This window comes from Gimesia maris, from assembly GCF_008298035.1.
GTDB classification, from domain to species: domain Bacteria; phylum Planctomycetota; class Planctomycetia; order Planctomycetales; family Planctomycetaceae; genus Gimesia; species Gimesia maris.
Window position 1 is genome coordinate 6,036,492 of the sequence record NZ_CP042910.1, and the last position, 14,139, is coordinate 6,050,630.

General features: G+C 50.4%; 16 protein-coding genes and 1 tRNA gene. 13 read left to right on the top strand and 4 right to left on the bottom strand.

Features of this window, described 5'->3' with window-relative positions:
* The first annotated feature begins 370 nt into the window (after positions 1–370).
* The 12 genes from ectA (at position 371) to GmarT_RS22350 (ending at position 10,932) form a co-directional block, all read left to right on the top strand.
* Complete coding sequence (gene ectA / locus GmarT_RS22295; protein WP_002645664.1) at positions 371–904, top strand: diaminobutyrate acetyltransferase; 534 nt, start codon at positions 371–373, stop codon at positions 902–904.
* Entirely contained in the window at positions 901–2,193 is a 1,293-nt protein-coding gene (ectB, locus tag GmarT_RS22300) for a diaminobutyrate--2-oxoglutarate transaminase (RefSeq protein WP_149303253.1), read from the top strand. The genes ectA and ectB overlap by 4 nt, the downstream gene beginning before the upstream one ends.
* 77 nt (positions 2,194–2,270) lie before the next feature.
* Positions 2,271–2,666: an ectoine synthase gene (locus tag GmarT_RS22305; protein WP_002645661.1), complete on the top strand. Its 396-nt coding sequence runs from the start codon at positions 2,271–2,273 to the stop codon at positions 2,664–2,666.
* A gap of 86 nt (positions 2,667–2,752) precedes the next feature.
* Positions 2,753–3,691, top strand: coding sequence for an ectoine hydroxylase (gene thpD / locus GmarT_RS22310; RefSeq protein ID WP_002645660.1), 939 nt, complete (start codon positions 2,753–2,755; stop codon positions 3,689–3,691).
* Between the two features lie 82 nt (positions 3,692–3,773).
* A complete protein-coding gene (locus GmarT_RS22315; protein ID WP_002645659.1) occupies positions 3,774–4,304 on the top strand; it encodes a TRAP transporter small permease in 531 nt (176 codons plus the stop codon).
* Between the two features lie 56 nt (positions 4,305–4,360).
* A complete protein-coding gene (locus tag GmarT_RS22320; RefSeq protein ID WP_044237314.1) occupies positions 4,361–5,623 on the top strand; it encodes a TRAP transporter large permease in 1,263 nt (420 codons plus the stop codon).
* 17 nt (positions 5,624–5,640) lie between these two features.
* Entirely contained in the window at positions 5,641–6,732 is a 1,092-nt protein-coding gene (locus GmarT_RS22325; RefSeq protein ID WP_002645657.1) for a TRAP transporter substrate-binding protein, read from the top strand.
* A 174-nt stretch (positions 6,733–6,906) separates the two neighbouring features.
* Positions 6,907–6,972: transfer RNA gene (locus GmarT_RS22330), tRNA-Asn, on the top strand.
* Positions 6,973–7,440: 468 nt separating this feature from the next.
* On the top strand, positions 7,441–8,547 hold the full coding sequence (locus GmarT_RS22335; RefSeq protein WP_002645656.1) for a slipin family protein: 1,107 nt from the start codon (positions 7,441–7,443) through the stop codon (positions 8,545–8,547).
* 257 nt (positions 8,548–8,804) lie between these two features.
* Positions 8,805–9,779, top strand: a complete 975-nt coding sequence (locus GmarT_RS22340; protein ID WP_002645655.1) for a DUF1559 domain-containing protein — start codon at positions 8,805–8,807, stop codon at positions 9,777–9,779.
* A 70-nt stretch (positions 9,780–9,849) separates the two neighbouring features.
* Positions 9,850–10,341: a hypothetical protein gene (locus GmarT_RS22345; protein ID WP_002645654.1), complete on the top strand. Its 492-nt coding sequence runs from the start codon at positions 9,850–9,852 to the stop codon at positions 10,339–10,341.
* A gap of 165 nt (positions 10,342–10,506) precedes the next feature.
* Entirely contained in the window at positions 10,507–10,932 is a 426-nt protein-coding gene (locus tag GmarT_RS22350; protein ID WP_149303255.1) for a hypothetical protein, read from the top strand.
* A 12-nt stretch (positions 10,933–10,944) separates the two neighbouring features.
* On the opposite strand, the gene GmarT_RS22355 is transcribed toward GmarT_RS22350, so the two are convergent.
* The 3 genes from GmarT_RS22355 to GmarT_RS22365 are packed head-to-tail and all read right to left on the bottom strand — an operon-like array spanning position 10,945 to position 12,831.
* The gene (locus tag GmarT_RS22355) at positions 10,945–11,430 is read right to left on the bottom strand and encodes a hypothetical protein (RefSeq protein WP_002645652.1); all 486 of its coding nucleotides are present in this window, start codon (positions 11,428–11,430) and stop codon (positions 10,945–10,947) included.
* Positions 11,427–12,140 (bottom strand): hypothetical protein, encoded by a 714-nt coding sequence (locus GmarT_RS22360; RefSeq protein ID WP_002645651.1) that lies wholly within the window; start codon positions 12,138–12,140, stop codon positions 11,427–11,429. The genes GmarT_RS22355 and GmarT_RS22360 overlap by 4 nt, the downstream gene beginning before the upstream one ends.
* Positions 12,133–12,831 carry a hypothetical protein gene (locus tag GmarT_RS22365; RefSeq protein ID WP_002645650.1) on the bottom strand — a complete coding sequence of 233 codons (699 nt, stop codon included), beginning with the start codon at positions 12,829–12,831 and terminating at the stop codon, positions 12,133–12,135. Before GmarT_RS22365 ends, GmarT_RS22360 begins: the two co-directional genes overlap by 8 nt.
* A gap of 274 nt (positions 12,832–13,105) precedes the next feature.
* Between GmarT_RS22365 and ybiA the strand changes: the two genes are divergently transcribed.
* Positions 13,106–13,573 (top strand): riboflavin biosynthesis intermediates N-glycosidase, encoded by a 468-nt coding sequence (ybiA, locus tag GmarT_RS22370; RefSeq protein WP_002645649.1) that lies wholly within the window; start codon positions 13,106–13,108, stop codon positions 13,571–13,573.
* A gap of 3 nt (positions 13,574–13,576) precedes the next feature.
* On the opposite strand, the gene GmarT_RS22375 is transcribed toward ybiA, so the two are convergent.
* Complete coding sequence (locus GmarT_RS22375) at positions 13,577–14,122, bottom strand: RNA 2'-phosphotransferase (protein WP_002645648.1); 546 nt, start codon at positions 14,120–14,122, stop codon at positions 13,577–13,579.
* Between the last annotated feature and the right edge of the window lie 17 nt (positions 14,123–14,139).

Below are 14,139 nucleotides of genomic sequence, written 5' to 3' on the forward strand. Positions count from 1 at the left end.
CTGTCTATCTAACCTGATTCCGCCGTCCAGGCCGAAGATCAGCTGGTGTCTCTCCAGCAGCGTGCGTCATCATCTCACACTCTTTTCACGGGCTTTTAAAAAACTGAGGGTTGACACCCAATATTCCATTGTGTACAAAACAATGCACACTAAGCATTATAGACCTACAAGCATGGTACAGAAAGTGGATTGTATTTACTAAAACTCCTTACATGTATCAACATAACACTCATTAAACAGTTATGTTTAAGGATTCACTGCTTTGAAAACATCAGATGTTCAAGGCAGCTTTTGAAGCCAACTTTACTTTGTAGTCTAATCTTTTCACACACTAGAGCCGTTTGCTCTTAAGCCCGTAACACACAGCCAAATGGATAAGGCCACACAACTGAATTTTCGCGAACCCACTCTGGAAGATGGTCGCGCTATCACAAACCTGGTGAAGAACTGCCCTCCCCTGGACGTGAATTCCCATTACGTCTCACTGCTGCTTTGCCGCGACTTTCACGATACATGTGTCCTGGCAGAGCATGATTCCCGTATCGTTGGTTTTCTCTCGGCTTATTGCCCCCCTCAGCGAGAAAACACGATCTTCATCTGGCAGGCAGCCGTCGACAGTAGTATGCGTGGCTGCGGAGTTGCTTCCCGTATGCTGGACGCCCTGCTTTCCCGAGACAATATGTCTGACATCAACTATCTGGAAACGACGATTACACCTTCTAACAAATCGTCCCAAAAGCTGTTTCGCTCACTGGCGAAGCGGCTCAACACTGAGTGCCGAACGTGCTGCGGATTTCCTTCGGATTTGTTTGGTGAAGCTGAAGAACACGAAGCCGAAGAACTGTACCAGCTAGGCCCATTCACACTCACACCTTCTTATGGAGAGAAATCACAAGTATCATGAATATATTCAACCGACTCGAATCCAATGTCCGGGGATACTGCCGCTCGTTCCCGACAACCTTTACAAAAGCCCAGAATGCGATTCTAACTGATGAAGCAGGAAACGAATACATCGACTTCCTCGCCGGAGCCGGTACTGTAAACTACGGTCATAACAACCCGGTCTTCAAAGAAAAACTGCTCGAATTTCTGGAACGGGACGGCTTGTTGCATGGCCTGGATATGCACACTGATGCCAAACAACGTTTCCTGGAAGTATTTGAAAAACATATTCTTTCTCCACTGGAATTCGATTACAAAGTCCAGTTCACCGGCCCCACCGGGACCAACGCCGTCGAAGCGGCCCTCAAGCTGGCACGTAAAGTAACCGGACGAACCAACGTCGTTTCCTTCACCAATGGATTTCATGGCGTCAGCCTCGGTTCTGTCGCTGCGACAGGCAACAGTCATTTTCGCGATGCCGCCGGTACGCCTCTGAACAATGTGACCTTCATGCCTTATTACGGCTACCTGGGTGACAACATCGACACACTGGAATACTTCGAAGCGCTGCTGAAAGATAACAGCAGTGGTTTAGATTTGCCGGCTGCCGTGATTGTGGAAACGGTGCAGGGTGAAGGGGGCGTCAATGTTGCCAGTGCAGAATGGCTGCAACAGCTCGAAACACTTTGCCAGGAACATGGCATGCTGCTGATTATTGACGATATCCAGGTCGGCTGCGGCCGTACCGGTAGTTTCTTCAGTTTTGAAGAAGCGGGCATCGTTCCCGATATCGTCACGCTCTCCAAATCTTTGAGCGGTTATGGCTTACCCATGTCGCTGGTATTGATGCGATCGGAACTCGATCAATGGGAACCAGGTGAGCACAACGGTACATTCCGCGGAAACAACCTGGCTTTTGTTTCAGCAGCAGCTGCCATCGAAACTTACTGGAGCGATTACCGACTCACTCGCGAAGTCAAACGCAAAGGAACTCTGATTGAAAGCCGGCTCCAGGCAATTGCTGATACGACAACCGAACTGGAAATGGAAGTACGTGGCCGCGGGATGATCTGGGGCCTCGCCTGTCAGGAATACCCTCAACTGCCGGACATGATCAGTGCTGAAGCTTTTAAACGCGGCTTGATTATTGAAACCAGCGGGACGGACAGCCATGTTTTGAAAATTCTGGCACCACTGACGATCGAAGATGACCAGTTGCTGGATGGCCTGGATATTGTTGCAGACTGCTTCAAAGCAGTCCTCAATGACGAAAAGGTAATTAAAGAACTGGGTCTGGTCTCAAATTGAGCCCCCCCGTTCTCTGATGTAATTCAGACGACAGTCAATAATACCGGTATTTCAAATAGATTCAGAAGAGTGAGATCATGATTGTAACACAACTGGAGGACATTCTCGGAACAGACAGGGATGTCCATGCGGAAACCTGGAACAGTCGCCGTCTATTACTGGCGGGTCAAAAGATGGGTTTTTCACTGCACGATACGTTGATTCATCCCGGCACGGAAACCGAAATCTGGTACCAGAATCATCTGGAAGCGGTTTACTGCATTGAAGGAGAAGGGGAAATTGAACTGATCCCCGGTGGCCCGACATACGCCATCAAACCGGGAATGATGTATGCATTAAATGAACACGACCGTCACCTGCTGCGGGCGAAAACACAGTTGCGAATGATCTGTGTTTTTAATCCGCCGGTGACGGGTCAGGAAGTGCATGATGAAAACGGGGTTTATCCGGCTGCCGCTGGTACCGATGCCTGACCTTGATTTTATCATTTTATCATTCTCGTAAAGCGAAAGGCTTCAGATACTACCTGTAGCGGCAACATCCACAGAAAGCGCCTCTGATGACTGCCAACACAACACCTGATTCTACTACACGCGTAGAGGATCTCTATCCTTCCCGCGTCAAACAGCAACCCGAGTTTCTCGAACGCCATGATCCGGTCGTGTATGGAGATGCTCAAAATGGACCGTTGAACGCGGAACAACTTGAACAATTTGACCGGGATGGTTTTCTGCTGTTACCCGGATTCTATACTAACCAGCAGGTTTCGCAGTGCCACCAGGAACTAGACAGGCTGCGTGACTCAGAGCAAATCAGACAACGTCCTGAAGCGATCGTTGAGCCGGACGGCTCCGCGTTACGCTCGCTGTTTGCAGTACATCGACCGGAAATCAGCACTCGATTTTCTCAAGTCGCAGCCGATAAAAGAATTCTGGAAATGGTGATGCAGGTTCTGGGAAGCGAAGTTTATATCCATCAGTCGCGGGTGAACCTCAAACCGGGATTTGCCGGCAAAGAATTTTTCTGGCATTCCGATTTTGAAACCTGGCACGTTGAAGATGGTCTGCCGCGAATGCGAACGGTCAGCTGCTCTCTGCTGCTGGATGATAATCATGAGTTTAATGCGCCGTTAATGTTGCTGCCAGGATCACATCGCCAATACGTGACCAGTGTCGGTCAGGCACCCGAAAACCATTATCAGTCGTCGTTAAAACAACAGAAATATGGGGTCCCCGATCCGGAATCGCTCACACAGTTAGTGCAGGAATATGGGATTTCACAGGCGACAGGGCCCGCCGGATCGTTACTGTTGTTTGACTGCAACACCATGCATGGTTCTAATGGTAATATTACACCGTATCCCCGCTCCAACCTGTTTTTTGTTTATAACAGTATCTGGAACCAGCTTGCTAACCCTTTCTGTAATCAGAAACCACGGCCTGAATTTATCGCCTCACGTGAATTCAGTAATACAATGAAACCCAGAGAGTTCATTTGATGTCGTTCAAACAAATCCGCATTCCCAGGCGACCTGCAGGTGACTGCATGGATCGTATCATGAATCTCAGAAAGAGACGCTGATGAACCGCCTCTTTCAGTTGATTCAGAAAATCGAAGCGTTTCTGCTCGCCTGGTCAATCATTGCGATCGCTGCGCTTTCGATCGGCAATGTGTTCTGCCGCGCTGTGCTTGGTTTCAGTCTCTCCTTTACCGGGGAGCTCTCCCAGTTCCTGATTATCATTGTGACATTTGTGGGCTTAAGCTACGCCGCCAGTCGCGGTCGCCACATTCGCATGACGGCCTTCTACGATCAGCTCAATCAGCGCTGGCGCAAAATCCTGATGATTGCCATCAGCGGGCTGACTGCCCTGCTGATGTTGCTACTCACCTGGTATGCATTCGAATATATTTTCACGGTCCGCTTTCTGGAGACCGTCTCTCCCGTCCTGCAGGTTCCCCTGTACCTGGTTTATCTGTTTGTGCCACTGGGCCTGCTGCTGTCAGCCATTCAGTACGGCTTAACCGTTCTGAAGAATCTGACATCCCCTGATGTGTATATTTCGTATAGCCAGAAGGACGAATATGAAACCACAGTGGTAGGGGAACTCTGAAATGACCAAGGCAGTGGGGAGATAACCGCGTGGAAGCATTACTCATTCTGGGAATCATGCTGGTGCTGTTGATGCTGGGCTTTCCCATGAAAGTCCCCCTCATCACCGCAGCACTGGCGGTCCTGCTGGTGTTTCACCCGGATGTGACTCCGGCGGTGTTGATCCAGCAGATGATTGGCGGCATTAAGCCGGCAGCGTTGATCGCGGTTCCCATGTTTATTTTTGCCGCAGATATCATGACGCGCGGGAACTCGGCGAATCGGCTGCTGGACCTGGTGACCGCATTTGTAGGTCACCTGCGTGGCGGACTGCCCATTGCCAGTGCCATCAGCTGTACCCTGTTTGGGGCCATGTCGGGTTCCACCCAGGCGACTGTCGTCGCGATAGGCGGACCACTGCGGCCCCAGTTGCTCAAAGCCGGCTATTCCGACTCTTTCACCACCGCTTTGATTATCAATGCCAGTGACATCGCCTTATTGATTCCTCCCAGCATCGGCATGATTGTGTATGGTGTTGTCTCGGGAACATCGATCGGTGAAATGTTCATAGCCGGGATCGGTCCCGGTCTATTGGTACTGCTGATGTTCTGCATCTACTGCTGGGTCGCCTCCATCCGGATGCAGATTCCCCGTCAACCAAAAGCGGATCATGCGCAGCGCCGCTCCGCAATTCAACGGGCCTTACTGCCTTTGGGATTCCCGCTGATCATCATCGGAGGCATCTATTCCGGTATCTTCAGCCCCACCGAAGCGGCAGCCGTCTCTGTCCTTTATGCCGGCATATTAGAAATCGTCTGCTTTCGCGATCTCTCGCTGAAAGATATTCCCGATATTGCGCTTTCGACCGGCCTGGTGACTGCCGTGGTCTTTATCCTGGTCGGCGCCGGCGCGGGATTCAGCTGGGTGATCTCGTTTGCCCAACTGCCCGATGTACTCATAAATAACTGGCTGGGGCTGACTCCCGAATCCGGTTACTGGACGATTATGCTGACGATTGCCGTCGCCTATTTCATTGGCTGCATGTTCGTCGACCCGATTGTGGTGATTCTGATCCTGACCCCCATCTTCCATCCTGTCGCAGCGGCTGCGGGCATAGACCCGGTGCTGGTGGGCATTGTCGTGACGTTGCAGGTCGCGATCGGTTCGGCTACTCCGCCCTTCGGTTGTGATATTTTTACGGCGATTGCGGTTTTCCGCCGCCCTTACCTGGAAGTCATTCGCGGCACGCCCCCGTTCATTGCCATCCTGCTGCTCGCTGGAGTTTTATTAATCGCGTTCCCTGCGATTTCCCTTTTCCTCCGCGATCTGGCTTTTAACTGATCAGACAGGTAACAACGATGAACAGCACATTCGCTTTCAAAATGATTCAGTTATGCAGTCTTCTGATCTGCCTCACACTGCCTTCTGCCTGTGAATCAGAGGGAGCCGCTTCTACAGAAGAACCGGTAGTGCAGTGGCGGTTTGCCATTGAAGAGACCATCGGCAGCGTACAGCATCGATACGCCCTCAAGTTCAAAGAACTGATTGAAACGCGGTCCGAGGGAAAAATTGAAGTCACGATTTATCCCTATGGAACTTTGGGGACGTCAGACCAGATCACCGAACTCGTCGACATGGAGGTGATTCAGTTTGCCATGGCATCGCCGGGTCACCTGGGGAAACTGATTCCGGAGGTCCAGGTCTTTCTGCTCCACTTTCTGTTTTCCGATGACGACGAAATCAATAACAAGGTGCTCAACGAAGATCCCAAACTGCAGGAAACGTTCGATGAACTTTACGCCCGCAAAGATCTGAAACTGCTTTCGATTTTCTCCGAAGGCTGGCAGGTCTGGACCACCAAGAAAGACATCCAGAAGCCCGATGATTTTCAGGGAGTAAAAATGCGGGTCATGACGACGCCTCTGTTACTGGCCGCGTATGAAGCCTATGGTGCCAGCCCGACTCCTCTGCCTTACTCCGAAGTGTATTCGGCTCTGCAGCTCAATATGATCGACGGTCAGGAGAACCCGGTCTTTGCGATTCAGGAAATGAATTTTTATGAAGTCACCGACTGGATGATCTTCGCACGACACGCTCCCTTTATCACCACTGCTGTCACTAATCGTGAATTTTTTAACTCCCTCCCTCCGAAACGACAGCAGCTGGTTCTGGGAGTTGTCTCCGATTTGAACGGTTATATTCTGGATGTACAGAAGCAATTCAACCGGGAGCGATTGAATCTGATACGTAAAAACAGACCCAAGCTCAATATCGTCGACGAACTTACCCCCGAAGCCCGCATTGCGTTTCGCGAAGCGAGTCAGCCTGTTCGCGAACAGTTTATCGAAATGACGGGTGAAGATGGTCGCCAACTCCTGGAAGAAATCAAAGCGACGATCAAAGAGTATGAACGAAAACAGACTCCAGCATCGTCAACTGCTCAAGATTAAATCTTCTTTCTGCCATCCTGCTTTTTCTCTCAGAGAATACTGAACCCTCCTGTTCACGCAGTTGTCTATGCAGGAACCATTGTTCGTCGTCCGTCCAGCGGCGTGCAGATCACCGTGTCCGGTTTGATGCTGTACGTGCCGTGTCGGGGTTCTAACCGGATGATAACAATGCCAGGATAGCTCAACTGGTAGAGCACCAGACTGTTAATCTGGCTGTTACAGGTTCGATTCCTGTTCCAATCACGAGTTAGCCGGAAAACGGCTATCTCTCAAACGCTGCAAGCGTTAACCCAAGAAACCGGACGAAGACAGATGTCCGTTGGATCGGCCTGAAGTGATGGACTCCGCGTGGATTGCCTGCTATGTGCGTGGAGAAAGTGATTTCAGGCGGCACAAGTCACCGCCTTGCAGTACGTGGATACCGCTGGCGTCCTGTCAACGTAGAAACATAGTGAAGCGAGGTGCGATTCAACTGGGATGCCTCCAGGTCCCCAGTCTGAATCAAGTCGCGTGAAACAATGTGGATGCGGTGGAATAAGCCTGCTGAAGCGTACTCCGCGAAGTGCCTGTGTGATCGGCGAACACTCTGTCTTCGAAAGGTGTCTCTTCAAAACTGTTTGCGACACTGACGTCGCGTTTTATTTTTTTGTCTCTGCTAGAATGTCAAAGCAGAATTCCCGTCCAGGGACGTTCCCTGAGGAGGTAGTTATGTTCGGTATCAAACGCTATGAAATTCACAGTTACGAAATGGGACTGTTCTTTAAGAATGGTGAATTTCAGGGACTCCTCAAAGCGGGAACGCACTGGTTTTTCAATCCCTTCGATGAAGTTCAGGTCGACATCGTGTCGCTGCGCACTCCACTGCTGACCCACGAAAAACTGGACCTGATCTTCAAATCGAAGGCACTACAGGAACATGCGCTGGTACTGGACCTGCAGGACCACGAACGGGGACTGGTCTGGATCGACAACCGGTTCAACCACATCCTGTCACCTGGCCAGTACGTCTTCTGGACAGAGCTGAAAGAAGTGCGAGTCGAAATCGTCGATGCGCGAAAAGTACGCTTTGAGCACATCGATCTGAAAGTCATCGCGCGCTCTGTCGCAGCACAGCGTCTGTTGGATGTCTGCACGGTGGAACGTGACCATGTCGGGGTTCTGTTTATCGACGGTCGCTATATGGACACCCTGGAACCAGGTCTGTATGCGTTCTGGCTGGGTCAGTCCCCGGCGCTGATCGCGGAATATGACCTGCGGGAAACGATGGTCGACATCAGTGGTCAGGACATCATGACTGCGGACAAAGTCACACTGCGGATCAATGCCGTTGTGACTTATAAAGTGGTCGATGCCCGGAAAGCCGCTTCACAGACAGACGACGTGCGACAGGCACTCTACCGCGAAACGCAGCTGGTGCTGCGTGCCGTTCTGGGTGCCCGGGAACTGGACGTCTTCCTGACTGAGAAGGATGCGCTGGCACAGGACATCGAAGAAAACCTGCGACGTCGTGCCGCTGAACTGGGTCTGGAAATCGCATCGGTGGGGATTCGCGATGTGATCCTGCCAGGCGAAATGAAAGACCTGATGAACAAGGTCACCGAAGCGAAGAAAGCAGCGGAGGCCAATCTGATTGCGCGTCGCGAGGAAACAGCGGCGATCCGCAGTCAGGTAAATACCGCTAAACTGCTGCAGGACAACCCGGTTCTGATGCGTCTGCGTGAACTGGAAGTCCTGGAAAAAGTCGCTGCGGAAAACAAACTCAATATCATCCTGGGTGAGAAGGGTTTGACAGACCGCGTGGTAAACCTGCTTTAACCCGGATTTATCCACTGAATCAAAGCCCTGGATCTGAGAAATCAGAGCCGGGGCTTTTTTTTTTGATTCCGCTCCTTTCATGAATTCTCACCTGATAAACCCACCATCATTCCTGCCAATATTTTCCCACTTTCGCATCAGAAAGTTCCTTCCTGTTCATTAACTATGCTTATTTAACAGTATATAATTAATATCACTTATATATTTGCGTCTCAATAACTGATCCTTCCTGAATTCCCACCCGAGGAGAGAACTTTATGATGCTCGAAACTAAAACCCGCAAGGGATTTACGCTGATTGAGCTGCTGGTTGTAATTGCCATTATCGCCATTCTGATTGCCTTGTTACTGCCTGCCGTTCAACAGGCGCGGGAAGCGGCCCGTCGATCTGATTGCCGCAATAAGATGAAACAGCTGGGACTGGCGTTACATAATTACCTGGAAACACACAGCGTACTGCCTCCCAGTTCCGTTGCCAAAGGGCTCTGTTCAACCGGGGTTGCCGCCAGTAATACGTTAAATGGTAACGGGCTGGTTCTGCTGCTCCCCTATTTAGATCAAAGTGCCCTGTATAATCAGCTCAATTTCAGCCTGGCCTTTGATGATTACGGTCCGGGAAGTGCCCCGCTCCCCAGTGGCGGTGCAACTACAAATGCAGATCTGGTGAACCGGAGAATGGCGATCTTTAACTGCCCCTCCGATCCCGGTCCCCAGGGAATCCCGGTCAGCAGCAGTTACATGCTTCCCGGCGGTTCGAATGAGCATCGTACTAACTACGATTTCATTGTCTATCGACTAACCTACAACAACTGTCATGGCTGGACTTCCCGGGCGGCGAGCCAGCGCACCATGTTTGAAGATGGCAGCAAATGCCGTCCCCGCGATGTCACCGATGGCATGTCGAATACCGCCATGATGGCGGAAACGCGTCAGGCCTGTTGCGGTAATGGTGCCAACGCCAACTGGGGCGGAAGAGGTTATACACAAATCGGTCTGAGTCTGAGCGGCGTCACGCCGAATCGCACGACGCGTAACAGTTCCAGCTACCCGGGCGGGTCAAAAGATTTTGCTCCCTGGCTGGGCGACTGGAATACCACAGGCAGTCTGCATGTCGGCGGACTTCATGTTCTGCTGGGTGACGGTGCTGTAAGATTCATGGGCGATAACACAGACTATTCCATTCGATTGAATCTGGATCGCATCGCTGACGGAAATGTCATTGGAGAATGGTAATCTGAAACTCAGTTTACCTGATCAAGTAATCTGTCTTCACGTATCGAACGTTTATCCTGAAAGAATTACTATGCGACATTTCATTCGTATTTCCCTGTTCTGCTTCCTGGTTCCGATTGTATTGAATCTTTCCGGTTGCGGATCTACTTCAGCAGAACCGGAATTTGTATCCAAGCTGGTTCCTGTGACCGGCAAAGTCACCTTGGAAGGGGAACCGTTGTCTGGAGTGATGATCAATTACATTCCGGCGGAAGGTCAACCGGGGGGTGAAATTGCCTTCGGCCTGACTGATGAAACAGGCAGTTATACTCTGCAGACTCAACTGACGGGTCAATCACCGGAAGACTCACAGGGAGCCCTTCCCGGTAACTACCGTATCTATATTCATAAGCTGGTTCTGCCGGATGGATCAGCAGTACCGGAAACCCTTTCCGATGCGGAAGCTGAAGAAAAAGGGGCAAAACAACTGCTGCCCGCACAGTACTCCAGTCCCACGGCGAGTAAGCTCACCGCGGTCGTTGGATCAGAACCCACCACAAATGATTTCACTCTGAAGAAATAAGTTCTTCCGACACAATTCAAAATCTCTGATCCCTCTGACTCGACTTCGAGCAAAGGGATTTTTTTGATAAACTACTGGAAAGCCGTGAACCTTTCGGGTAAAAAGGTCCTCACATCAGTATATCAGAAGCGGCTCGTTCTCCTGACTTATTTTGAGGTTGATTTGATGTCCATTGCGGTCCAGTGTGAGGAATGTTTTCAAAGTTATCAGGTCAAAGAGGAACGAGCAGGACAAACTCTGAAGTGTAAGTCCTGCGGCAGCAAAATGCGTGTGCCCGCAGTGGAAGAGGAACTGGAAGACCTGTCTGCCGAATATGGTGAGCCGATCGCACAACCTCGGAAGAAAAAAGCGATCAAAGCCAAAAAGAAAAAGTCATCCAGCAGAAAACCTCTCAACATCTCGGCAGGAGGCGTCGTCAAAAAGACTTTTGGCGTGATGTCGATGGCGTTAGGCGTAGCGATGCTGGGTGCTGCCCTTTATATGTTCTATGTCGGAGAAGATTTTAAAGGCGGAAAGGCTCGACCGGTTTCTGCTCTAGTGATGGCGGGAGTTTTCATGAGTGTCGGCAAGAAATGGATGTTTGATGATTAAGGCTGATGCTTACTACTCCGCAGCATTCAAACCCAATTCTTCCACGCGACCATTCACAAAGGCGGCCAGGTTCTCAGCATCATCAGTGCCGATGCGTAAAGTGCCGCGTTTCATCTGAATGGCCACACAGTCGCGGCCCCAGAGATTCCAGACCCAGCCTCCGCGCGGGCTCAGATGAATCCCCCAGCCTTCTATAAATGTGGTCCGGTCCACGTCGGCCCGGATTACTTCTTCATACAATACGCTGCGTTGAAACAGGGGGAGCGGGCCAAAGGAAATCCGCAGGCGATCGATTTCATCAGCCACCGTCAGATGATGAAAGCCTGTCGCCAGGATCAATATCACCAGTCCCACCAGCACGAAGATCAGACTCAGAGTTGATTGTGGTGGTACCGTCCGTACAAACCAGGCAATCACAAAAAATGCAATCGCCAGCCCGTACAGAATCAGACAGAGCGGTCCCCGTTGGCGATGATAATACAATGAAAGGCTGGTCATGTCTGATTCTCAATCTCGTGAAATAACTGAATGGTAGCATTATATTCATTTCCACTGAATTTCGATATCCCCCACAACATGACCGGAATCACCAGAGTCAGCAAGGGGATTGCCCAATGCCCGCGAACCGTGCCTCCCGCAGCCTCGGCTGTGGAGATGGACCAGGGATAAATTACGATACCAATCGGGATTCCTGCCAGAGTAGCAATCCAAGCAAACCGGACCGCACGCTTTTCTGTCTTCCGGATTTTCTCGCTGTGTTCTTTGACTTCTGCCGTCGAAGCAAATTTCCCTTCCATCAGTTTGACTTTGCAGAGAGGACAGTACCCCGTCCATTGCACGACATTTCTCAGCTTCTCCTTGGCTACTGAATTTTGACAGTGCGGGCACTGGAATGCCGGGTTACGCCGCGCACGTTTGATTTGATCTCTTAAAAAAAGAAGCGGGATCAGACTCGCTAAGAGAAAAGCAGAACAGCCGAAAAGTAGACAGCCGATCCCCGCAATACAGTCAGATTGACTGGAGACGATTGCACGGATCGGAGCCAACGTCGTTTCATATCGTACCAGTAACAAATAGAGCAGAAATAAATTCACGTCGAAAAGTGCAAAGGCAAATAAAGTAGAAAAGACCATCCGCATGCCCGCTTTTTTCTCTGCTGCTTCAAATCGCAACCTGAAATCTGAGACTAAAATCCCTCCGTCATTCATGGGCAGTCTCTTCCTGCTTAAATAGCTCATTCAGCTTTTGTTCCAGGCGGTTCCCTGTTCTTTTGAGAAAGACCGACAAAAGTATCAAGCCCACTGACATGATGAGAATACCACTCACGCCTCTAAAGGAGGTCTCCTGCCCCAGCACTTCTTCCAGACTTTTCATCCAGTAATACATGGGGATCGAGAGTGGTAAAATGAGAAACGCGGACCAGAAAGAAATCCTTGCTCCGCTCTTCATATTTACTATTTCCAGACGCTTAATTTTTAGTTCCTGCTCCGCATAGTACTCATGTATTGCTTCTGCAGAAGACAGCGTCCCTGCCATAATGATCTGCCTGCAGTGCGGACACATCCCCGTCGTTAACAGATGCTTCTTCCGCTGTACGTCCAATGGTTTGAAACAGAGCGGACACTTCAACCAGGGATTCCTGCTCAACCTGATGAGATACCAGACAAAAAGAATCACCGGTAACAGATAAAGCCCCATAAAGATTGCGATCTGGATAGGACTCATGCATTCATCAGTAGGGGTCCCACTGTACTTGATCCAGATCCAGAACAACGCTAATTCGAAAAGCCATGAACCGAAGAGCAGACAAATTGCCCCCTTCGACTTCAATTCATGGTCGTGTGAAACCACTTCGAAGTTGGCTCTGAATTCCTGCAGTTCAGCGGCTGAGTTTTTCACGTCTGATTTCTTCCCTACAGAAACGGATTTTTCTATCTCTCAAACGGTCTTAGCCCTCTACAGGATCATATTATTCCTGTCTGCTTACTGTTGAAACAGGAATCTATCACCTTTCTAGTATGATCTGATTCGTTAAACTCTTTACTGTTTTCATTTTAGCCGGATTCACTGAAACAGATCGCGAAACGCCGAACCTGAACTTTCGTTGACTGTCCAGAATATAAAAACACAGAGCTATACTTTTCCCACTCTCTTCCAACTGGAAAACATTCCCATGTCTGATACCAATCAACCCGTTCTGTTCTACAGCGTCAGTGAAGCATATGGGGAATTCTCGAACTTTGCAGAATACCCGATCCAGGTAGATGGCAAACGGTGGCCGACCTCGGAGCATTATTTTCAGGCGCAGAAATTCACCGAGGTGCAGCATCGGGAAGCAATTCGTAAAGCGCCTTCTCCCATGCAAGCCGCGCGGATGGGCCGTGATCGTAAACGGCCGCTTCGAAAGGATTGGGAGTCAGTTAAAGTCGCCGTCATGCGGACCGCTGTGCTCAGTAAATTTGCACAATATGAGAAACTGTGCATGCTCCTGATTTCAACAGGCCAGCGAAAAATAGTAGAACACACTACAAACGACAGTTACTGGGGTGATGGTGGAGACGGTAGTGGCAAGAACATGCTGGGACGAATCCTGATGGAAGTTCGGTCACAACTTCGCGAGGAAGCCGACAATAGCACGTAATCGTCAGGGAAAATCAATATATTCCACAGGCACACTCTCCGTCAGCCAGACCTGGTTCGGCGTGACGAAGAATTCGCAGCCTGCCTGATGCATTTCCCGTGCCCGGACCTGCAGTAACACCGGTCTGCCGCGCCGGCGACCGACGGCGATGCTGGTCTGCTCGTCCACGTGCAGATGCACATGATGCCGATTCATTTTTTTGAGCCCTTCCCGGGAAATGGGCTCGATAAATTTCTCGGGGGTGCCATGAAACAGGATTTCAGGGGGAACTGCTGTGGTATATCCGAGGTCGACGGAAATCGAATGACCCTGGTTGGCGCGAATGCGGGTTCCTTCGGCATTGAAGGAAAACCGCTGTTTGTCATTCGACTGCACGACGGTGTTGAGTGTCGCGCGCGACATCCCTTTCCCCTGTTGTGACATCGCTGCCAGTAATATATCGACATCGACCCAGCCTGACTCGTCCAGTGTGATCCCCACCGTCTCCGGCTGGTGCCTGAGAATCAGACTCAGGAATTTGCTTTTCTTTTTTAATTCTTGTTCGTTCATTTTATCTTTTTTGTTCT